Annotated in this window: 20 protein-coding genes and 1 pseudogene; 8 read left to right on the top strand and 13 right to left on the bottom strand. The window is 71.0% G+C overall.

Features of this window, described 5'->3' with window-relative positions; all coding sequences use genetic code 11:
- Nucleotides 1-224, bottom strand: a pseudogene (locus ACFV4F_RS32070) (serine/threonine protein kinase); the annotation flags it as partial.
- Nucleotides 225-398: 174 nt separating this feature from the next.
- Nucleotides 399-1,358 (bottom strand): GlxA family transcriptional regulator, encoded by a 960-nt coding sequence (locus ACFV4F_RS32065; protein WP_380441521.1) that lies wholly within the window; start codon nucleotides 1,356-1,358, stop codon nucleotides 399-401.
- A gap of 217 nt (nucleotides 1,359-1,575) precedes the next feature.
- Between ACFV4F_RS32065 and ACFV4F_RS32060 the strand changes: the two genes are divergently transcribed.
- Nucleotides 1,576-2,166, top strand: a complete 591-nt coding sequence (locus tag ACFV4F_RS32060) for an isochorismatase family protein (protein WP_380507752.1) — start codon at nucleotides 1,576-1,578, stop codon at nucleotides 2,164-2,166.
- A 44-nt stretch (nucleotides 2,167-2,210) separates the two neighbouring features.
- Here ACFV4F_RS32060 and ACFV4F_RS32055 read toward each other — a convergent pair whose 3' ends face one another.
- Nucleotides 2,211-3,704 (bottom strand): carboxylesterase/lipase family protein, encoded by a 1,494-nt coding sequence (locus tag ACFV4F_RS32055; protein WP_380507749.1) that lies wholly within the window; start codon nucleotides 3,702-3,704, stop codon nucleotides 2,211-2,213.
- 188 nt (nucleotides 3,705-3,892) lie between these two features.
- Between ACFV4F_RS32055 and ACFV4F_RS32050 the strand changes: the two genes are divergently transcribed.
- Nucleotides 3,893-4,921: an SMI1/KNR4 family protein gene (locus ACFV4F_RS32050; RefSeq protein ID WP_380507746.1), complete on the top strand. Its 1,029-nt coding sequence runs from the start codon at nucleotides 3,893-3,895 to the stop codon at nucleotides 4,919-4,921.
- Nucleotides 4,922-4,966: 45 nt separating this feature from the next.
- On the opposite strand, the gene ACFV4F_RS32045 is transcribed toward ACFV4F_RS32050, so the two are convergent.
- The 3 genes from ACFV4F_RS32045 to ACFV4F_RS32035 form a co-directional block, all read right to left on the bottom strand.
- Entirely contained in the window at nucleotides 4,967-5,173 is a 207-nt protein-coding gene (locus ACFV4F_RS32045) for a DUF397 domain-containing protein (protein ID WP_380507743.1), read from the bottom strand.
- Nucleotides 5,174-5,250: 77 nt separating this feature from the next.
- Nucleotides 5,251-5,451 (bottom strand): DUF397 domain-containing protein, encoded by a 201-nt coding sequence (locus ACFV4F_RS32040; RefSeq protein WP_380507740.1) that lies wholly within the window; start codon nucleotides 5,449-5,451, stop codon nucleotides 5,251-5,253.
- Nucleotides 5,405-6,271 carry a helix-turn-helix transcriptional regulator gene (locus ACFV4F_RS32035; RefSeq protein WP_380495754.1) on the bottom strand — a complete coding sequence of 289 codons (867 nt, stop codon included), beginning with the start codon at nucleotides 6,269-6,271 and terminating at the stop codon, nucleotides 5,405-5,407. The genes ACFV4F_RS32040 and ACFV4F_RS32035 overlap by 47 nt, the downstream gene beginning before the upstream one ends.
- Nucleotides 6,272-6,395: 124 nt before the next feature.
- Between ACFV4F_RS32035 and ACFV4F_RS32030 the strand changes: the two genes are divergently transcribed.
- Entirely contained in the window at nucleotides 6,396-6,659 is a 264-nt protein-coding gene (locus ACFV4F_RS32030) for a hypothetical protein (RefSeq protein ID WP_380507738.1), read from the top strand.
- Between the two features lie 119 nt (nucleotides 6,660-6,778).
- Nucleotides 6,779-7,282 carry an NUDIX domain-containing protein gene (locus ACFV4F_RS32025; RefSeq protein WP_380507735.1) on the top strand — a complete coding sequence of 168 codons (504 nt, stop codon included), beginning with the start codon at nucleotides 6,779-6,781 and terminating at the stop codon, nucleotides 7,280-7,282.
- 260 nt (nucleotides 7,283-7,542) lie between these two features.
- Here ACFV4F_RS32025 and ACFV4F_RS32020 read toward each other — a convergent pair whose 3' ends face one another.
- Nucleotides 7,543-8,154: a hypothetical protein gene (locus tag ACFV4F_RS32020; protein WP_380507732.1), complete on the bottom strand. Its 612-nt coding sequence runs from the start codon at nucleotides 8,152-8,154 to the stop codon at nucleotides 7,543-7,545.
- 431 nt (nucleotides 8,155-8,585) lie between these two features.
- On the opposite strand from ACFV4F_RS32020, the gene ACFV4F_RS32015 reads away from it, so the two are divergent.
- The 3 genes from ACFV4F_RS32015 to ACFV4F_RS32005 all read left to right on the top strand — a co-directional run bounded on the left by ACFV4F_RS32015 (nucleotide 8,586) and on the right by ACFV4F_RS32005 (nucleotide 10,520).
- Nucleotides 8,586-9,245: a hypothetical protein gene (locus ACFV4F_RS32015; RefSeq protein ID WP_380507729.1), complete on the top strand. Its 660-nt coding sequence runs from the start codon at nucleotides 8,586-8,588 to the stop codon at nucleotides 9,243-9,245.
- Between the two features lie 96 nt (nucleotides 9,246-9,341).
- On the top strand, nucleotides 9,342-9,707 hold the full coding sequence (locus ACFV4F_RS32010; RefSeq protein WP_380507727.1) for a hypothetical protein: 366 nt from the start codon (nucleotides 9,342-9,344) through the stop codon (nucleotides 9,705-9,707).
- 33 nt (nucleotides 9,708-9,740) lie between these two features.
- The gene (locus ACFV4F_RS32005) at nucleotides 9,741-10,520 is read left to right on the top strand and encodes a hypothetical protein (RefSeq protein ID WP_380507724.1); all 780 of its coding nucleotides are present in this window, start codon (nucleotides 9,741-9,743) and stop codon (nucleotides 10,518-10,520) included.
- A 664-nt stretch (nucleotides 10,521-11,184) separates the two neighbouring features.
- Here ACFV4F_RS32005 and ACFV4F_RS32000 read toward each other — a convergent pair.
- From ACFV4F_RS32000 to ACFV4F_RS31990, 3 genes are all read right to left on the bottom strand, one after another.
- Nucleotides 11,185-12,279, bottom strand: a complete 1,095-nt coding sequence (locus ACFV4F_RS32000; RefSeq protein WP_380442524.1) for a hypothetical protein — start codon at nucleotides 12,277-12,279, stop codon at nucleotides 11,185-11,187.
- 47 nt (nucleotides 12,280-12,326) lie between these two features.
- Complete coding sequence (locus ACFV4F_RS31995) at nucleotides 12,327-13,436, bottom strand: hypothetical protein (protein ID WP_380495773.1); 1,110 nt, start codon at nucleotides 13,434-13,436, stop codon at nucleotides 12,327-12,329.
- A gap of 177 nt (nucleotides 13,437-13,613) precedes the next feature.
- Complete coding sequence (locus tag ACFV4F_RS31990; protein WP_380507721.1) at nucleotides 13,614-15,542, bottom strand: cellulase family glycosylhydrolase; 1,929 nt, start codon at nucleotides 15,540-15,542, stop codon at nucleotides 13,614-13,616.
- A gap of 137 nt (nucleotides 15,543-15,679) precedes the next feature.
- Here ACFV4F_RS31990 and ACFV4F_RS31985 point away from each other — a divergent pair, with 137 nt between their 5' ends.
- A complete protein-coding gene (locus tag ACFV4F_RS31985) occupies nucleotides 15,680-17,317 on the top strand; it encodes a protein kinase (RefSeq protein ID WP_380507718.1) in 1,638 nt (545 codons plus the stop codon).
- Nucleotides 17,318-17,336: 19 nt separating this feature from the next.
- Here the strand turns inward: ACFV4F_RS31985 and ACFV4F_RS31980 are convergent, their stop codons facing one another.
- From ACFV4F_RS31980 to ACFV4F_RS31970, 3 genes are all read right to left on the bottom strand, one after another.
- A complete protein-coding gene (locus tag ACFV4F_RS31980; RefSeq protein ID WP_380442516.1) occupies nucleotides 17,337-17,840 on the bottom strand; it encodes an LURP-one-related/scramblase family protein in 504 nt (167 codons plus the stop codon).
- Nucleotides 17,841-17,945: 105 nt separating this feature from the next.
- Nucleotides 17,946-18,185, bottom strand: coding sequence for a hypothetical protein (locus ACFV4F_RS31975; RefSeq protein ID WP_380507715.1), 240 nt, complete (start codon nucleotides 18,183-18,185; stop codon nucleotides 17,946-17,948).
- A gap of 86 nt (nucleotides 18,186-18,271) precedes the next feature.
- Nucleotides 18,272-18,676, bottom strand: coding sequence for a hypothetical protein (locus ACFV4F_RS31970; RefSeq protein WP_380507712.1), 405 nt, complete (start codon nucleotides 18,674-18,676; stop codon nucleotides 18,272-18,274).
- Nucleotides 18,677-18,825: the final 149 nt, after the last annotated feature.

Raw genomic sequence — 18,825 nt, 5'->3', positions numbered from 1 at the left:
GGGCCATTGGCCCGGGGGGGGTGGGGGGTTCCGGGGGCCGCGCCCCCCCCGCGCGGCACCCGTCCCCGCACCCCGCCGCCGGCGGCGGCCTCGGCCCGGATCCGCTTCACCGCCACGGTCCGCCCGCCCGGGCTGCGCCCGAGGTAGACCTGGCCCATCCCGCCCGTGCCCAGCCGCCCGAGGAGCCGGTAGGGCCCGATCGCCGACGGATCTCCTGCGGTCAACGCCTGCGTGCGCCTCTGTCTCCCCCGTACACGGCCCTCGGCCCCTCGGCCCCTCGGCCCCGCGGCCCCATGGCCTCGCAGCCCGAATGCAGGGCACGATCATGGCGGTGGGACATCACCGGCACAAGTCCGCTCGGTGATCCGCGCCTCCGGGTGGCTCCAGGGTCGACCGGTTCACCCCCGGACGGTCCGGAAGCGGCGGCGGTACTCCGTCGGTGTCGTGTCCAGCTGGCGCCGGAACGCCCGCACCAGCGTGTCCGTGGTGCCGAACCCGCAGGTGGACGCGATGCGTTCGAGCGTTTCGTCGGTGGTCTCCAGCCGGTTGCGGGCCCGCTCGACGCGGGCCGACTCGACGTAGGCGCTCGGGGTCGTGCCGAGCTCGGTCTTGAAGATCCGGGTCAACTGCCGCTCCCCGACGTGCGCGTGGGCGGCGAGGTCGGCCACGGTGAGCGGCGCGGTGAGGTTCGCGGTGATGTGGTGGCGCAGGTCCTCGGTCCGCCGGGTCGTCGAGACCGGTTCGAGCGGGACGCTGAACTGGCTCTGCCCGCTCGGGCGCTTGAGGTACATCACGAGCTGCCGCGCGACGCGCAGCGCCAGCTCCTCGCCGAAGTCGTCGGCGACGAGCGCGAGCGACAGGTCCAGGCAGGCGCTGATGCCGGCGCCGGTCCATACCTCGCCCTCGCGGATGAAGATCGGGTCCGCGTCGACCTCGATCTCCGGGTACTCGGCGGCGAGTTGGCCCGCGGTGGACCAGTGGGTGGTGGCACGCCGGCCGTCCAGCAGCCCGGCCGCGGCCAGGATGTGCGCGCCCACGCAGACGGAGGCGACCCGCCGGGCGTGCGCGGCGAGCTCCTTCACCCGGGCGACGACGGCGGGATCGGTGACGGCGCTGACCCGGCGCTCGCCGTCGACCTCGACCGCGCCGGGCACGAGGAGGGTGTCGATCGCCCGCCCGGCCGCCTCGTCGAAGGTGACATCGGGCAGGACGCGCACCCCGGCGGCGGTGGTGACCGGGGCGGCCGTCTCGGCGGCGAGGACGACGCGGTAGCCGGTGGCGTCGTCCGTCTCGCGCCGCACGAGCGAGAACACCTCGGGCGGCCCGGTGACGTCGAGCAGGTCGACGCCCTCGAACATGACGATGACGATGAGTCGTTCGGCGGGGGCCACGGCGTCTCCCAGCTTCGGTGGTGTCGCAGGCGGTGGTGTCGCAGTCGGTGGTGTCGCAGTCGGTGATGTCGGTTTCTGCATGTTAGACGGCATTGCCGACGTGAGGTGAGCGCGCCTAGCGTTGTTCTCGCAGGTCACCGCAGTGACCGACATTCCCTTTGAATCTGCCCGAGGCGGTACACCCATGTCCACGACCACCCTTCGCGCGCTCAACGGCCTCGACGAGACGCCCGCCTCGCTCGCCGCCGCGACGCTGATCATGGTCGACTACCAGAACACCTACACCCGTGGCGTGATGGAGCTCGACGGCTGGCAGGCCGCCCTGGACGCCGGCGCCGCGCTCCTCGCCCGGGCCCGGGAGGCCGGGGCCACGGTGATCCACATCGTCAACGACGGCGGCGAGGGCACCCCGTACGACGTCCGGGCCGAGATCGGGCGGATCCACCCGGCGGTGGCCCCGGCCGAGGGCGAGGCCGTCGTGGTCAAGCAGGTCCCGGACGCGTTCGTCGGCACCGACCTCGGCGAGAGGCTGGACGCGGCCGGGCACGAGGACGTCGTCGTGGCCGGCTTCATGACGCACATGTGCGTGGCCTTCACGACGGCCGGCGCCTTCCTGCGCGGCAACCGGCCGACCGTCGTCGCCGACGCGTGCGCGACGCGGGCCCTGCCGTCGGGCGGGGTGGAGGTGCCCGCCGGCCAGATCCACGACGGCGCACTCGCGACGATCGCCGACCTGTACGGCGTGGTCGTGCCGTCGCACGCGTCGCTTGTCTGAACCGACCCGAGGGGGGCCGGCTCTCCGGCACCCCTCGATCAACTTCACGTCCAGAGGTCGCAGTTGTGCTCGTCGTCCAGGTCGACGGTCCGAGGTCCGTCGTCCGTGGTGAAGCTGTGCGCCTCGCTGTCGTCGAACCGCTGCCACGGGTGTCCGGTGGTGGCGAAGCGCGCCCAGTCGCGGATCATGCGGGCGGCGAGCTGCTGCTGGTCGGCGTCGAGCGTGGTCGGCAGGCCGGCGACGTCGAACAGGTACGGCAACTCCGAGGCGTGGTAGGCGCCGTAGGGGAAGCCGGGCGGGAGGCCGGCCGACACGGGGGCTGTGCGGTCGGCGAACTCGTAGGCGTACACGGGGATGTGGCGCGCGAGTAGGCGGTCGCCCGCCAGCGTGGGGCAGGACCATATCCGGTCGGTGGCGACGGTGGCCCAGGCGACGGCGGGGGAGGGGTAGTCGCTCGCCGGGTAGCGTTCGGCGACCGCGTCGGCCTGGTCGCCGAAGCTCTGCACGAGCAGGTCGTGGTAGCCCTGTTCGGTGATCGGGTGCCCGAGGTTGAGGACGGCCGCGAACCCGCGGTGCTCGTCGCGCGTGCCGCCCTGGAGGACCGGGACGCGCTGGAACCGGCCCTCCCGCAGCGCTTGGGCGGGTTCGGTGGGGAGCAGCGGGGTGTCGTACGCGGGCTTGGCGAACTGCCCGAGGTGGTCGACCAGTTGGGCGGCGGGCTTGTGGCGTAGGCAGTCGACGTCGGTGCAGCCGAGGGCGGTGCCGAGCGTGCTGCCCGCGGACTCGACGGCGGCCCGGCTGGTCCACGGGGAACCGGCCGGCATGGTCGGCCAGAAGAGCGCCTTCGGGTAGTCGATGAGGCAGGAGCCGCTCTGGATGATCGCCTTGTCGAACAGGCCTGCGGCGGAGGGCGAGGTGAGTTGGGAGCACACGCTCATGCCGCCGGCCGACTGCCCGGCCAGCGTGACGTTCGTGGGATCGCCGCCGAACGCCGCCGCGTTGCGGCGCACCCAGCGCAGGGCGGCCTGTTGGTCGGCGAGCCCGAAGTCGCCGGAGCCGGCGAGGCCGGGGTAGCCGAAGTACCCGTAGATGCCGAGCCGGTAGTTGACCGTCACGACGACGACGTCGCCGTCGACGGCCATGCGGTGGGGGTCGTAGTCGCTGCCGGCGCCGCCAGTGAAGCTGCCGCCGTGCAGCCAGACGACGACCGGGCGGCGCTTGGCGCCTTGTGGGGCGGTGACGTTGAGGTAGAGGCAGTCCTCGTCGCCGGTTGTGCCCTGGGGGCAGCGGTTGCCGGGTGCGGTGGCGTCACGTACGCCGGACCAGGGCGTTACGGGCTGCGGGTCGCGCCAGCGCAGATCGCCGGTGGGCGGGGCGGCGTACGGGATGCCCTGGAACGTGCGGTACCCGTCGTGGGCGGTGCCCTGGACGGTTCCCGCGTCAGTGACGGCAACAGGCGTTGAGGCCACGGCCGGTGTAGCGGGCAGGGCGAGTGCGGTGAGGAACGCGCCTATGAGGAGCGCGGAGATTCTTGGCATGTTCGGAGGACCTTCCGGGTCGGAGGCATGGGTTGGATGCATGGCTCGGAAGAAGAAGCTCGGCACCTTGGCCGAGGACTCCGATGATACAGGTGTATCACGCGATGGTGATAGGGGATTGGGTGACTGCGGTCCGCGCCCGGGAGTCGAACGTACAATCGCCGGACGAGTTGGCGCGGGAGGGTGCAGTGGGACACTTCGAGGGCTTCGACGTCGCCGGGTTCTGGGACGACTCGCCGTACGCGCTGAAGGACTACGTGGAGGAGACGCCGCCCTCACGGGAACTGATCGAGGCGTTGGAGGACGAGCTCGGCGGATACCGTCTGCCCGACTCCTACGTCGCGCTGATGACCGCGCACAACGGTGGCATTCCCGCCCGGACCTGCTTCCCCATGGCCGAGCCGACGTCCTGGGCCGAGGACTACATCGAGATCACCGGCATCCGGGGCATCGGGCATGCCCGGCCGCAGTCGCTGGGCGGCGAGTTCGGCAGCCTGTTCTGGATCGACATGTGGGAGTACCCGGACATCGGTGTCTACTTCGCCGACACGCCTTCGGCAGGCCACGACATGCTCGCCCTCGACTACCGCGCGTGCGGTCCGGACGGCGAGCCGACCGTGGTGCACGTCGACCAGGAGAACGACTTCGCGATCACCCTGGTCGCGGAGAACTTCGAGGCGTTCGTCACGGGCCTGGTCGACGAGTCCGTCTACGACACCTCGGAGCAGGACCGGCTCGCCGAGCTCGCCATGGTGCGCGACGGCAGTTTCTCCCCGGTCCTGATGCGTGCTTTCGGCGAGGTCGCGGACGTCCTGCCCGACGCGGACCGGCGAATGCGGGCGCTCGCGGCGGCCGTCGTGCACGACAAGGGGTTCTTCGCCCTGCACGCCGATGCGCGCTCCATGCTGATGTACGACTACCTGTTCTGGCTGTTCACCAGCTTCAACCGGGTCGACTCCTTCGAGGGGTACCTCAAGACGCCTCCGCAGGCCGAGGGGTCCGGCACGCCGCCGACGTACGAGCTCATGATCACCGGCTGCGGCCCGGCACACGAGCCGTACGGCTTCCGCACCGGCGGATACGGCCCCGCCCGCCTCGAAGAGTGGTGGAACTCCCGCATCGCCTCGGGCCACCTCGCCGAGACTGTGGACGGTTACCGGTTCACCGACGCCGCCGTCGCCGCACTGCTCGACGAACTCGCCACTGTGGCCTCTTGATGCAACAGGCCGCCCGCTCGGGTAGAGCGGGCGGCCGGGGGAGGTTCAGACCTCGCCGAATTCACCAGCCTGGACGGCGGAGACGAACGACCGCCAGGCTTCGGTGCGGAAGGTCAGGGCCGGCCCCTGGGGGTCCTTGGAGTCGTGGACGGGCAGGAGGCCGGGGAAGTCGGAGGTGACCTCAACACAGTCACCGCCCTGACCGCTGAAGGTGCTCTTGCGCCACTGAGCACTGGAAAGGTCGACCTTCATGTTGAACAGCCCCTTCGTACCGTGCTGATGGTCATAAGCGATGCCGTCGTGGGCAGTGCTTCCACCGTCGCGGAGGTTCAGACCTCGCCGAACTCGCCAGCTTGGACGGCGGAGACGAACGATCGCCAGGCCGAAGTCGGGAACACGAGGGTCGGCCCCTGAGGGTCCTTGGAGTCCCGCACCCTGCCAGGGTGCGAGTCATCCACCTCGATGCAGCCGCCCTGTCCGTTGCTATAGGTGCTCTTCCGCCATGCTGCGCCGGTCAGGTCGTCTTGCATCCCGTTCATAGTCCTTCCGAGCCTCCCTGATCATGGCCAGGCTGTCTGGCTGATTGAGGGCGTTCACCTGCAGCCGATCGTACTGTCCTGCCCATCTGGATACGACCCCGGAGTCCTGTTCCAGGAAACCTCGTTGCAGCGTCTCGGTGTACCCCACCATCGTGCGGTTCGGCAGGGTGAGCAGCGTCACTGAATGCGAGAACGGGCGCTCCTCGCCGAGTGCGTAAGGAGCGACCTGCACAACGATGTTGGGCTGTGTTGCCAGGTGCTCCAAGTGCCTCAGTTGGCGCGCCATGGCGGCCGGCCCGCCGATCGGACGTCGAATGGCCGCCTCGTCGAGGGCCACGTGGACAGTCGAGCGGTCCAGGAGTCGTTGACGTACGGACAGGAGCTGTAGTCGCTCGTCTGCCTGTTCCTGCGTTGCTTCTCCGCGTCGAACCGGAGCTGACTCGTAGGCGGCGCTGTAGTCCGGGTGTTGCAGTATGCCCGGCACCATGTCCACCTCGAAGAGCCTGATAGCCAAGGCCTCTCGCTCCTTGGCCGCGTACTCCGGAAAACCCGGGATCAACGATCCGTTCTTCCAGCTCCACCACAGGAGCTCAAGTGAACCGTCGGTCCCAAGCTCGGCCTCACAGAGAGTTACGAACTTTAAAGATGGGGCCTGTTTGGCGCCCTCGACATTCGAGATGTAGACGTTGGAGTACCCGACTCGCCTGCCGAGCTCGATCTGTGTCAGCCCCTTTGCCTCACGCGACCTGGTGATCTGAACCGCAAGTGCGGCGAGGGGAGATGACGTTGGATCAATTTGTCTACGGGCCAAGATCGTTCACCTTTAAAGTCGAGTCAACTAGAGATCTGAAACCCTTCCGATGGTAGGGGCAATCACGCCACCATGGCTACACCAGGTGATGCACCGATAGCGCTGTGCGACTACGGAGACCGCCATGTTCGAAGACCAGAGATCCGTGCTGTCCGAAGTCCCCCTTCTCCACGAGGTGGTGATCGATCGCGGGCACCTCGACGACGGCCTGCCGCGTGAGGGCGTCTTCATGGAGCAGTGCGCGGGCGTCATGTACCTCCGGCCCATCGGCGGCGGCATCGAATGGACCACGCGGGCCGATCAGGTCAGCGTCCTCAACCCCCGGCAGATCGCGCCCGGTTCCGGCACCCACTCCCGCCGGCGGCTCCTCAACGACGAGCCGGCGTGAATCCGGGCGATCTCCTCCTCGCCGGACTCCACGTGAGTTCCCTCGCCGCCGGTGGATTTGCCGCTGTGGAACACCTTCGGGGAACTGCACCCAACCAAGTCAATCCTCCAGGAGCAGAGTTGAACGACCACCTCATGCGCAAGCCGCCCGCCCGCCGTCTCGGCCAGCAGGCGCTCGTCCTCCGCGAGGACCCCGACCTGGGAGGCGAACTCTGCGTCCTCCTCGTCGACCCGGTCTACCGCGACGGCTACACCCTCCCCGGCGGCAGCGCCGAGGCCGACGAGCTGCCCCACCTCGCCGCCCGCCGCCACCTGGAGTCCCAGACCGGGCTCGTCCTGCCGCTGCGGACGATCCTCACGGTCGACTACGTCTCCCGCCAGAACTACCCGGAGGGCATCAACTTCGTCTACGCGGGCGGCATCGTGACCCCACGCCAGGCCAAGGCCGTGACTCTGCACCGCCCGCCGGCGAACATCCGCGCCCTGCACTGGGTGCCCTGCTACCTGCTGGACACCGTGATGCCGCCCGACCAGGCCCGCCGCGTCCACGACGCCTGGGACGCCTGGGAACACGGCTCCGGCCGCCCCCTCCTCCTCCGAGGCATCCCCGTCCCGGTCCGCTGACCATTGGCCCGCAGCCTCTGCACAGGAAGCGAAACGCGGGAACCGGGCCCACCAAGTGCTGGGCGCCTGCTGCACGCCATCAATGAGGCGCCGAGACAGGGGTGTTCACTCCGGCCCAGGTGGGTCCGCGTACCGAGATCGCCGCCGCCGCTCCGCCCTGGCTCATCCTTCTGCTGGAGACCGCGCTCGCCTCGAAGCGACCTGATCTCCGCCTGGCCAGAGCTGCCGAGTCGCCCGAATCCTCCTGGCGCCGTTCCGGCTCATGTCCCCTGCCGCGTCGACGGCAGCCACTCCGCAAACCTGCCGGCGAGTCGGTCGCGTACCTCGGTACTCCCGGCGAACACGTCCACGCCGCCGTCATAGGGGTGGACAGCCCATGCACAGCCGGTTCCGGTCAGGATGACGCCGTCGGTCATGTCGTCGGCCACGCAGAGCAGGAGCCGGTCCAGTGCGGGGTCGTGCAGGTCCATCGCGGAGACGTAGTGGTGCTGCCACGAGTGGAAGCCCGGGTCGGTGGCCAGGTCATCGCTTCGCCAGTGCGCGGCCCTGGGCGTGGCGGCAGCGACCGCAGAATCTCGGGGAGTCGGGAGACCGGCCGCGGACCAGGAGCAGGTGATCGCCACCAAGCCTCCGCCGCCGACCGTGACGTCGCCGAGGAGATCCTGCAGAAGCGTGTGGTGACGACGCAGGATCTCGGCGTGCTCGGCGTCCGAGGTCGCGTACCTCTTGCCCTCCGGGAGGGCGTGGAAGCGGACCCAGCGCTCTCGGAACTGGCGACGCAGGCGGTGCGCCGCCGGCGGGCACTTGGGCCACGACCTGTTCCAGGCGCCATCGAGTCCAGGAATGTCCACCGACTGGCCGCCGCCGCTCATGACACCGCAACATAGTCGATCGTGCGGTCGGCGGGCAGTGGAATATCCGGCCGAATCGGCGTCGCGGTCGGTCGAGCGCAGATCTGATCGAGTGCGTGTGGACGTCCAGCGCGAGCTTGTGGAGATGGTTGCGAGCCGACCGTTGACCGGCGGTGAGGGTCTTCTGAATCCGGGCCGGTGGGTCGGTGCTGTCATTTTCCGCCGGGCCCACCCGCTGACTGTTCCCGTCGGCCCTGGCATGATGGGCGCCATGATGCAGACCCGAAAGGCCGATGGCGCGTAGGCCGCCCGGCGCCATCCGCGCTCAGCGGTGGTTGGCTCGCAGTACGACCCGTCCCGCCCGCCGGATCCCAAGAGGTCCCCGCTGGACTCAGACGGCCATCAACGAAGTCGCAGGCCGGTATCTGGAAATCGGTGTCGATCCGGAAGAGATGACCGTCGACCTACTGCCAGGCGGCGCCCTCCTGAGCCGGAACGAGACGGACATCATCGAGCGCGCGCTTGTCATTGCCCAACATCACGCGCGCCGACCTGACGACGACGAGCCGTCGTTGGACACGTACCGATCCCTCTTCTACGAGCTTCGTCGCGTCAGATCGACGGAACAGCCCTCGGAGCCCGAATCCCGCCGGCTCGTCGCCGACGGCGTGCGGCTTCGAGCCGGGCGGGTGGACCGTGTCCTGCTCTCGGGCTCCGCATGGCTCACCGCCGGGTCCGCCCTTCTCCTGGCCTGCTTCCAGGACACCTTGTGCGAGCACGACTTCCCGACCATTGTGGGTTGGGCCCGCAGAGACTTCTACGCCCTCGCGGCGCAATGCGAGGTCCTGGACGCCGAGGGTCTGCGAGCCGAGCTCTTCCGTGCCCGGGCGCTGGGGGACGGCCCCCGGCACCGCAAGCTGCTGACCTTCGCACTCGACCACATGGGCATGGATCCGATCGGCAGGGACGTGGCAGCGCTGGAGAGGAGCCTTTCGGAGTCGGACGGCACCTGCGACGAGGAGATCCTCACCGACCTGCTCGCCGGAGCCCGGGAGGTCGTGACGTGGCGTCAAGCCAAGCCCATGAACCCTCACCGGCCCGCCGAGTCGTGAAGCTCCCGAGTCTTGCCGAACACAGTTTCTCCCCAAGGCAACTCGGTTACGCTGGCGGCGATCCAGCCCAAGATCGGAACGATGGGGGGCACGCCCATGCCGTACGAGACCGGCACGAGGGTCAGGCTGACCGGGGATACGCAGGTCACCCCAGGTGACGCGGCTACCGGGATCGGTGTCCCCGGCCCGCTGTTCCTTGCCGAGGGTCTGGCGGGAACCGTCATGAGCTCGACCACGGCGGCCGGCGGCGCCGGTCAGGACCACCTCGCGAGCTTCGATCAGCACATGCGCGGCGCCCGGCTCGACGGCTTCGCGGCGAGCCTCGTCGAGGACCTCCGCCAGAAGGTCGCCCGGGTGGGAGCGTTCGACGCCGGATCCGGCGCTCGGACCACCTACCGGGTGCGCTTCGACAACGGATTCGTCCTCGACGGTCTTGAAGAGGGCCGGCTGGCCCAAGCCTGAGCACCTGCCACCTCACCACCACCGAGGAGATCCATGGCCGACACCGTCACCTCACTGACCGCCCGCATGCACGACCTTTCGGTGGCGGTCATGACTCACGGCCTCGCCCCACGGGGCGTCGACGTCACCGCGGGCCTCCACGACGTCGTCGCGCGCGCCACGACCCTCGGCCCCGACGGCAGGTGGCTCGTCGCGTCGGGTCACTCGGGTCTCGGTGGTCTGGCCATCGCGCAGGGGCAGGTGGACCAGAGCCTTTTCCACTTCGACGCCGCCGTGGCGAACGGGTTCAACGACTGCGTGGCGTTCCACATGCCGCTCGTGCGCCCGCTGCACCACGATCCCCGGTTCAGGTCCCTGTACGAGCGGATGCGCGTCACCCCGGCCGACCTCGACGAGTTCCTCTGGCTGCACCGGGAGATACAGTTTGCGGCGCGGGAGGCCCAGCAGGCGACCGTCGACAACATCGGCCGCCTCGACACCGGGGTGTCGCTGCTCCCGCAGGCCCCCATGCCGACCCGCGAGCCGAACACCCCCGGCGTGCTGATCACCCGCCTCGACCTCGCCGCCACGCAGTCCGCACTCCGGCAGGCCGCCGTGAAGGCGGACTTCCAGCGCAGCGCCGGCAACGTCAGCCTCGGCCTCATCGACGGCTCGTGGGACTACACCCGTGCCAGGAGCGACGCCTGGTACGCCGACGATCTGGACACCCGACGCCAACAGGCCGCCGAGGCGCGGGCCTTCGTCGAACGCCCCGGCATCGGCACGATGCTCATCCCCTGTCCGCCGCTGGGCTCGATCGTCTACCCGTCCTGACGCAGGACAGGCTTGTGCGCAGGAAGTCGGCCCGGCCGACTTCCTGTGCACAGAGGGGCGGACACGGCAAGCGGCCGACACCGGTCCGCCATGACGAGCGATGAGTACTCGGCCGGTCCGGCGTTGCGCCGAGTTCTGGCCGAGGCAGGCGGGCCGGAACTGCTGGATGCCCCGGCCCTGGAGGCAGCCCAGCGGAGGTCCGGGGCCCTGGCCGCCGATCCCCGCTCAACCGTCCCGGTCAGGGTGGCCGCCGGCCAACGAGTCGTGCGTGCCCAGCACTTCGACGCGCCCGGCATGCTCGGTCAGGGACCTCGCTCGCAGCGCTCGGTACGGGGGGTGGCTGGAACGCGCCGGGAGCACTAGGTAGAGGGGGAAGGGGGACGCATGGACTACAAAGACCACAACCCGTCGCCCGGCTGCGGGGTCATACTTCTCGGCTTGGCACTGGTCTTCGGCCTCATCGTCTTGCTCGCCTCCCTGGACCACAGTGATCACTCTCGTACGTGCACTGGTGGCGCCTACGAGGTCGAGTGCTAGTGCTGCGGCCGAGGAGAAGGGTCGAACCCTTGGACGGTCCGTCCCTCGGGTGCGTCGGGACCTGGGGCTGAGGTCGTCATGGCGTGCTGAGCCCCGGGCGCGCCGCGCACCGGGGCTCAGCCGATTCTCAGTCCCCGTGTCCGGACCGGGTGCTCAGGCAGAGGGCCCAGGCGTCGGTGTAGGTGTTCGGCGAGGGGGAGCCCCCGACGTGGACGGTGGCCGACCAGTGGTCGGGGTCGTCCGTGCCGTCCTCGGCCGGGGTGGCGTCGGCGTCGCTCGGGTAGCTGCCGACGAGGTGGGTGCCGCCGGAGCCGGCCTTCGAGAAGTCGGTCGTCGTCACGTGGCCGCCGCTGGCGGCGGCGCCCCCGCTCACGAGGCTCCAGTGGCTGTGGCGCTCGTCGGCGTCGTCGGAACAGCCGACCGTCGCCGTGCCGGAGGTGCCCGCCACGGTCGGGCCGGCCACCTCGGTGAAGCCGACCTTCGTCGTCAGGTTCTTGACCTTGACGTGGTCCCCGGTGCAGATCGCGTACGCGAACGTGGTGTTGCCGCTGTCGCGTCCGCCGCCGATGCCGCCGACGGCCGTCCACGAGTCGGGGTTGGTCTCCCCGTCGGCCGCCGCCTTCTTGCCGAAGTCGTGGGCGGCGTCGGCGAAGGTGGGGAAGCTCGCGATCGGCTTGAGGCTGCCGACGCTCGCGGGGGTGGTGCGGGCGCCGCCGCCGATCAGCCGGGTGCCGGTCGGGCAGGTGGCGGTGACGAGGCGGGAGTCCTGCGAGAGCGAGGGCCCGGCGACCTTGTTCATGACGACCTGGGTGTGCCGGATCCGGTTGCTGTCCAGGCACATCGCGTACGGCGTGCTGGAGAACGCGGGGCTGTAGTTGCTGCCACTGCCGCCGAAGGCGAGCCAGTGGGTGACGTCCTGCCCGACCACCCCGGGCGTGCCGGTGAACTCGCTCAGGTCGTCCGCGCCGGGCGCGATGCCCATCACGTGGTTGCCGTTGCCGGCCCGGTCGTCGCCGGTGGTCTGGGTGATCCCGCCGCCGGAGACGAGCCCGTCCTCGCAGTCGGCGTGGGCCGAGACGCCAGTGAAGGGCGTCGCCGGTCCGATGGTGGCACCGGGGTTGGCCACGGTGACGCTCGCGGAGTCGGCGTGCGCGACGTTCGGCGCGACGAGGGCGAGCAGGGCGCCGGGGACGGCCGCCTTGGCCAGAAGAGAGGGTCTCATTGTCAGTGCCTTCCGGTGGTTCAGGTGCTTCAGGTGCTTCAGGGGGTTCAGACGCCGTCGTTGGCGCACAGGGCCCAGACGTCGGAGTGGGTGGTCGTCGAGCCCGTGCCGCCGGTGTGCGTGAACGCCGTCCAGGACGCGGCCGTGGTGGTGCCGTCGGAGACCGGGTTGCCGCTGGAGTCGCTCGGGTAGCTGCCGTTGAGGTGGTCGCCGGCCGAGCCGGGGCCGGTGAAGTCGGTGGTGGTGACGGAGCCGCCGCTGACGGCCGCGCCGCCGGAGATCAGGTTGCCGTCGCCGCTGCCGCAGGTGGCGGTGGTGTTCTGGCCGGTGCCGCCGGTGTTGGGGCCGGTCGCCTCGGTGAAGCGGACCTTGACGGTGACGCCGCTGACGTTGATCCCGCTGCCGCTGCAAATGGCGTACGCGTACGTCTCGTTGCCGGTGTTGGTGCTGTTGTCCCAGCCGACGGCGCTCCACGCATTGGGGTTGGTGTCCCCGTCGGCGGCGGCCTTCTGGCCGTAGTCGTGGGCGGCGTCGTTGAAGGTCGGGAAGCTCGCGATCGCCTTCAGGTTGCCGGTGTTGTTCGGGGTGACGAGCGCGCCGCCGCCCAGCAGGGCCGTGCCGGACGGGCAACTCGCCGTCACCAGGCCGACGGTGGCCGCGCTGGTGGGCGTGTTGGCCTTGTTCATCACCACCTGGGTGTGGTTGATGAGCGTGCTGGTCAGGCACAGCGCGTACGGGGTGGTGGAGAAGCCGGCGTTGACCTGGCCGCCGCTGCCGCCCTTGGCGATCCAGTACGTCACGTCGGTGCCGACGACGCCGGTGGTGCCGGTGTACTCGGTGCTGCCGTCGGAGCTGGGCTCGGTGCCGAGGACGTGGTTGCCGTTCGACCCGGCGCCGGTCCCGTTGGTCTGGTCGATCCCGCCGCTGGAGACGAGGCCGCTGGTGCAGTGGGCGCTGGTCGAGATGGACGAGTCGATCGTGGTGGGCCCGCTGGTGGCGCCGGGCGTCTTCACGGTGACGGCGACGCTGTTGGCGGCGGCCGTGCCCGGCGCCGCGAGGACGAGCAGCGCGCCGACGACCAGCGCCGATCCGGCGGAGGTGAGGCGGCGGGTCGGGGCAACGTCCTTGGTGCGGCGGAAGATCGGGCGTGAAGCCATGAGGGTTCCTCCAGGGTCGGGTGGCACGAGGGCGGACCGATTGAAGCAACGGCCCGATCGTAGGGACTACTGGTGCCCGGCACAGGGCGAACGCCCCGGAACTGGGTGATCAACCAAGTCCGCGACCCGAAAGGGAGGTCGGGCCGCCCTCCGCACGAGGGCGGCCCGGGGAGCGGCTCAGCCCAGCGGGCGGCAGAGCAGCGCGTCCGGCACGCCGTACTGCAGCCGGCGCCACGTCATGGCGACGCCCGCGACGTACTCGCCGGCCGCGCACTGGCCCTTGTAGGAGCCCGGGGCCCAGTCGCCGGCGGCGGAGTCCGAACCGGTCGACGCCGGCGGCCGGTTGTCGCCGTGGTCGAACCACAGGACGCGTCCGGTGGTCGGCAGCGGGCCGGTGGCCGGTGCGCACAGCAGGGCCGCCATCGCGTTGTTGCGGACGCTGTAGCCGACGGCGAAGTCCCCGTCCGGGCACTGGAGTTTGTTGTAGCCGGAGGCCCAGTCGCCGCCCGTGACGTAGCGTTCGTCGGTCACCGCCACCCACTCGCCAGCGCCGGTGCCCGGCTGCCCGGCGTCCGTGCAGAGCCCGCGGCCCGAGCCGCGGCCGAGGCCGATCAGCCGCTGTCCGTCCGGGCAGTCGCCCTTGCGGTTGCCGCTGCTCCAGTCCGGCAGGGCGAGCATGTGCCGGGAGACGTTCTGGTCGGCGTGGTCGAGGTCGAGCATGTTCCAGTGCGGCGCGTCCGGCACCTGCCCGGTGTACGACGGGGCGGTGACCAGCCGGTTCCAGTCGTCGGCGCGCCAGTCGCCCGGGTCCTCGATGCTCAGCCGCCGTCCGGCCGCGTCGTAGTGCAGGAGTGCCCAACTGTCCTGCGGTGCACCATTGTTGTGCCAGCCGACGAGCGGCCACACGGCGAAGTCGGCGTCGCGGGCGGCGAGGAGCGCGGTGAAGGTGTCGAACCAGGCGTGCTCCTTGGCGTCGGTCGAGCCGCGCCCGCCCGCGCCGAACTCGCTGATCCAGACCGGCGCGGTGAAGTGCTGCCCGGTCCGGGTGACGAAGAGTGCCTCGTCGTCCACGGCCGCGGCGAGCTGCTCGGGCGTGAAGTCCTGGTAGCGCGGGTCGCTCGTGGCGCCGGGACCGCTGCCCGCGCCGGTGTTGGCGGGGCCGGTGTAGGCGTAGAAGTGCGCCGAGTAGACGAGCTTGCCGGAGTCGACGAGGGTGTTGGAGAGGGTGGCGACCGGGGTGAGCATCGGCCGGCCGTGCGGCAGGCCCGCGAGCGGGATGCCCTGCCAGTTGATGCCCTCCATGATGATCAGCAGGTCCGGGTCGGCCTGGAGGATCCGGTTGCCGGCCTCCTCGAAGGCGGCGTACTCGTCGTGGGCGTCGCCCATGCCCCAGTTGGGGTCGTCCCAGGTGTCCCGCCGCACCTCGTTGCGCAGGTCCGCGCCGACGACGCGCTTGTTGTCGCGGTAGCGGTTCGCCATGAACAGCCAGTCGTCCTCCCACCGCTGGGTCGACTGGCCGCTGTTCCAGCGCTCGTTGCCGTCCAGTCCGCAGCAGAACCGGTACGTGGTCGTGTGGTTGTTCAGGACGACGGCGAACCCGTCCGCCGTGAGGGCGGCCACCACGGCGTCGTACACCTGGAGGGGCGTGCTCCCGCGCAGCTGCGGGTTGGCCGCGACGGCGGCGTCCGGGACGGCCGTGCCGTCGTGGATCATCGCGTCCGCGAACGGCAGCCGCACGCTGTTCAGCCCGAGGCCGTGGAAGCCCGCCAGGATGTCCGCCAGGGGCGCCCGGTCGAGGCCGAGCGGAATGTCGTGGGAGACCTGCCCGGCCTGGTTGTCCGCGGGGTCGTTCGGGTCCCCACTGCCCTCCCAAGTGCCCTGCGCCCCGGACCAGTTTCCCGACATCAGCTTGAACCGGTTCCCGCCGGCGTCGACGACGTACCGCCCCCGGGTGCTCAGCGGCCCCGTCCAGGAGGCCGACAGCTGGGCCCCGGTGAGCGCCACCGGCGCCTGCACCGCGGCGGCCGAAGCGGCCGGGGGAGGGCCAACGGCCAGTGCGCACAGGGTCGTTGCGAGCGACAGCAGACGTATCGCGAGTCTTCTCATGGTGATCCCGACATGGTGAGGGTACGGACCGGTCCCTGATGGTCCTCCACCTCATTTCCCCGGCTTGTGCCGGTCATGCCACGAGTCGTCCCCACCTCGTGCACGAGGTGTCCCCGCCGCCCCCTACGATGACGCCCATGAATGCACCGGGGGCGGAAAGACGCCTCATCGACGGCCGGTTCGAACTGCTCCAGCAGCTCGGCGGTGGCGGCATGGGCCTGGTCTGGCGCGCCCGCGACACCGCCCTGGAACGCGAGGTCGTCCTCAAGGAGGTCCGGCCGCCGGACCCGGCCGTGGCCGCCGCCGATCCGGCCGCCGCGCGCGAGCTGCGCGAGCGCGTCCTGCGCGAGGCGCGGTCGCTCGCGCGCCTCCAGCACCCCAACGTCGTGGTCATCCACCACATCGTCGACACCCCCGAACACCCGCACCCCTGGCTCGTCATGGAGCTCGTCTCCGGCGGCAGCCTCGCCGACCGGCTCGGCCAGGGCCCGCTCGGCGTCGCCGAGGCCGCGCGGATCGGCCGCGGCGTGCTGTCCGCGCTGCGTGCCGCCCACGCCGTCGGCATCCAGCACCGCGACGTCAAGCCCGGCAACGTCCTGCTGCGCCCCGACGGCACCCCGGTGCTCGCCGACTTCGGCATCGCCGCGATGCAGGACGCCACCGCCCTCACCGCGACCGGCGCGCTCATCGGCTCGCCCGAGTACATCGCACCCGAACGCCTCCGCGGCCAGGAGGGCAACCCGTCCTCCGACCTGTGGTCGCTCGGCATGATGCTGTACGTCTCGCTGGAGGGCTACCACCCGCTGCGCCGCGCGAGCACCCTCGCGACCCTCGCCGCCGTCCTGGACGAGCCGCTCCCGCCCCCGCACCGGGCCGGCCCGCTCGGGCCGCTGCTGTCCGCCGTGCTCGCCAAGGACCCGGCGGTGCGCCCGGACGCCGAGCAGTTCGACCGCATGCTCGCGGCGGCCGAGCACGAATTCCCGGCGCCCCCGCCGATGACGGTGCAGACGACGAACCTGCGGCCCGGGCCGCCGCCGATGCCGCCGATGGACGCCGTCCCGTCGGGCCCGGTCACGGCTCCCACCCCGGTCACGGCTCCGACGCGGCGCAGCCTCGCGCCCTTCGCCGTGGCGGCCGTCGTCGTCCTCGGGATCGGCTACGGCGGCCTGAACTGGTACCTGCACAAGGACGGCAGCTCCGCCGCGCCCTCGACCACGGTCACGGCCGGCACGACGGTCTCCGGGGGCGCCGGCTCGACGCCCGCCGTCGCCCTGCCCTCCGGGCTCGCGCTGCCGTCCGTCGCCCCCGAGACGCCCGCCGCGAAGGTGGACCTCCTCACCCCGGACGGTGTCCGGAAGGTGGTGGACGCCCTGCACCAGTTCGCGCCGAACGGCATGGTCTGGGACCTGACCGTCTACCCCGAGTACGCGATCGCGAGGATCCCCGTCGCCGGCCAGCCCAAGGGCTACGACCGGATCGTGTACCGCGACGGCAAGTTCGCGAAGCAGGCCGTCGCCGGGAGCGGCTCGATCACCTCGGTCGACAAGCTCATCGATCTCGGCCAGTACAACTGGGACCTGCTCCCGGGTGTCCTGAAGAAGGCCCAGGACACCCTCAACGTCCCCCAGCCCACGTCGCGTTACGTGATCGCCAAGCCCGACATGATGGATCTGACCCCGACCATCATGGTCTACTTCAGCGACGCCTACGACGGCGGCTACCTGGAGACCGACCCCAAGGGCAACGTCATCCGCACCAACCCCAAGGGCTCCTAGAGGGCCGGCGCCGGGGCGGTCAGAGGTTGGTGAGCTGATCGCCCTTGGCGTCCTGGAGGACGTGGTCCACGCACACCGCGAGGATGAGCAGGAGGAGCGCGTCCTGCGGGTAGAGGACGTCGACGGCGTAGGCGTCGCGGATCGTGAACCAGCGGCGGGAGATGTGCGCGAGGGTGGTGCCCTCGTGCTGGATGTCGAACTCGCGGTCCCACAGGTTGCCCGCTATCCGCAGGCGCCGGCCGTCGGCGAGGCGCACCTTGAAGCGGTCGCCGAAGAGGGCGAACATCTTCTTGCTGATCTTGGCCGTCACCGCGCCGTCCTGCTTGATGAGGAGGGTGTGGTGGATCGTGAAGGCCTTGCGGACGATGCTCGCGACGTGCTCGCCGCGGGTGTCGACCAGGGCGAAGGTCCGCCGCAGCCGGAGGAACTTCCGGTTGACGCGGTAGAGCTTCTCCCGGTGCTCGGTCTCGATCCAGGCCTCCTCGTGGAAGGCGAACATGCGGTCGCGGACCAGGTAGCGCATCTGGTGGATCCCCCCGTGCTGTGATCGTGTCCGCCGGCCCTGCGGCGCGGCGCGCACAGAGCGTAGCGGCGATCGGTGCGGGGGGACCCCGTGGGGTGGGGGGCTTTACCGGTCGTAGAGGTTCGGCTGGGAGTTGATCCCCTGGCCGTCGATGTCCGCCCCCCACTGGTCCACGCCCTCGGCGCCGGTGCAGTAGCCGACGCCCTCCACGTGGCCGCCGGCCTCGTGGCACTGTTCGGCGGTGACGTCACGGCGGGCGGCCGAGGCGGAGGCGGCGGTGCCGGTGATGAGGAGGACGGCGGTCGCGACGGTCAGGGCCGCGCGGCGGAGTGGTGAAGTGCGCATGTGGCCAACCACAGCACGGCCCCGTGGGCGCGGCGAATCCGGTGCGTCCGTTCCGCTGAAGTGCCGATGAAGTGCCGTGCGCCCTCTCAGACGCGCCGGGGCTGGCGCGGCAGCGGGAGGGTGAGCGCCTCGCGGGAGCCGGGCGGCAGGGCGAGCGCGGAGACGGTCTCGGCGGGCAGGTCGCGCAGGCCGAGCATCGCGGTGGCGAGGTGGGTGGCCGCGCGGTGCCAGTCGGGGACGCGCTGGAGCATGGCGTGGCCGCTGCCGGTGACGGTGTAGCCGCAGACGCGGGCGCCGGCGGCGCGGCCGCGGGCGGCGAAGGCGTGGGTGTCGGCGGGCGGGGTGACGGTGTCGCGGTCCCCGTGGAGCATCAGCACGTCGCGCCCGGCCAGGTGCTCGCAGGGCTCCCCGGCCGGGCACCAGGGGGCGAGCGCGACGATCCCGGTGACGTTCGGGTGGCCGCCCGCGCGCAGCGCCGCCCGGCCGCCCATCGAGTGCCCGACCAGGACGGTCGGTACGCCGCCGCGCGCCGCCCGGCGCGCGAGGGGGGGGGGGCGGGCGGCCGGGCCGGGGCGGGGATACCCAAAAGACGAGCAGACCCCAGAGACAAAGTATTTGGGGGTTGGGGGGGGTGGTATAA

Source organism: Kitasatospora sp. NPDC059722 (genome assembly GCF_042733235.1).
Taxonomy (GTDB): Bacteria; Actinomycetota; Actinomycetes; order Streptomycetales; family Streptomycetaceae; genus Kitasatospora.
This window is presented reverse-complemented; position numbering and strand designations above follow the sequence as displayed.

Excerpts from the sequence above, each read along its gene's own strand:
- ACFV4F_RS31975 (WP_380507715.1), bottom strand. The coding sequence starts at position 18,185 with ATGCGCACTTCACCACTCCGCCGCGCGGCCCTGACCGTCGCGACCGCC.
- ACFV4F_RS31985 (WP_380507718.1), top strand. The coding sequence starts at position 15,680 with ATGAATGCACCGGGGGCGGAAAGACGCCTCATCGACGGCCGGTTCGAA.
- ACFV4F_RS32040 (WP_380507740.1), bottom strand. The coding sequence starts at position 5,451 with ATGCAAGACGACCTGACCGGCGCAGCATGGCGGAAGAGCACCTATAGC.
- ACFV4F_RS31990 (WP_380507721.1), bottom strand. The coding sequence starts at position 15,542 with ATGAGAAGACTCGCGATACGTCTGCTGTCGCTCGCAACGACCCTGTGC.
- ACFV4F_RS31995 (WP_380495773.1), bottom strand. The coding sequence starts at position 13,436 with ATGGCTTCACGCCCGATCTTCCGCCGCACCAAGGACGTTGCCCCGACC.
- ACFV4F_RS32020 (WP_380507732.1), bottom strand. The coding sequence starts at position 8,154 with ATGAGCGGCGGCGGCCAGTCGGTGGACATTCCTGGACTCGATGGCGCC.
- ACFV4F_RS32045 (WP_380507743.1), bottom strand. The coding sequence starts at position 5,173 with ATGAAGGTCGACCTTTCCAGTGCTCAGTGGCGCAAGAGCACCTTCAGC.
- ACFV4F_RS31980 (WP_380442516.1), bottom strand. The coding sequence starts at position 17,840 with ATGCGCTACCTGGTCCGCGACCGCATGTTCGCCTTCCACGAGGAGGCC.
- ACFV4F_RS32065 (WP_380441521.1), bottom strand. The coding sequence starts at position 1,358 with ATGTTCGAGGGCGTCGACCTGCTCGACGTCACCGGGCCGCCCGAGGTG.
- ACFV4F_RS32055 (WP_380507749.1), bottom strand. The coding sequence starts at position 3,704 with ATGCCAAGAATCTCCGCGCTCCTCATAGGCGCGTTCCTCACCGCACTC.
- ACFV4F_RS32005 (WP_380507724.1), top strand. The coding sequence starts at position 9,741 with ATGGCCGACACCGTCACCTCACTGACCGCCCGCATGCACGACCTTTCG.
- ACFV4F_RS32015 (WP_380507729.1), top strand. The coding sequence starts at position 8,586 with ATGACCGTCGACCTACTGCCAGGCGGCGCCCTCCTGAGCCGGAACGAG.
- ACFV4F_RS32000 (WP_380442524.1), bottom strand. The coding sequence starts at position 12,279 with ATGAGACCCTCTCTTCTGGCCAAGGCGGCCGTCCCCGGCGCCCTGCTC.
- ACFV4F_RS32010 (WP_380507727.1), top strand. The coding sequence starts at position 9,342 with ATGCCGTACGAGACCGGCACGAGGGTCAGGCTGACCGGGGATACGCAG.
- ACFV4F_RS32060 (WP_380507752.1), top strand. The coding sequence starts at position 1,576 with ATGTCCACGACCACCCTTCGCGCGCTCAACGGCCTCGACGAGACGCCC.
- ACFV4F_RS32030 (WP_380507738.1), top strand. The coding sequence starts at position 6,396 with ATGTTCGAAGACCAGAGATCCGTGCTGTCCGAAGTCCCCCTTCTCCAC.
- ACFV4F_RS31970 (WP_380507712.1), bottom strand. The coding sequence starts at position 18,676 with ATGGGCGGCCGGGCGGCGCTGCGCGCGGGCGGCCACCCGAACGTCACC.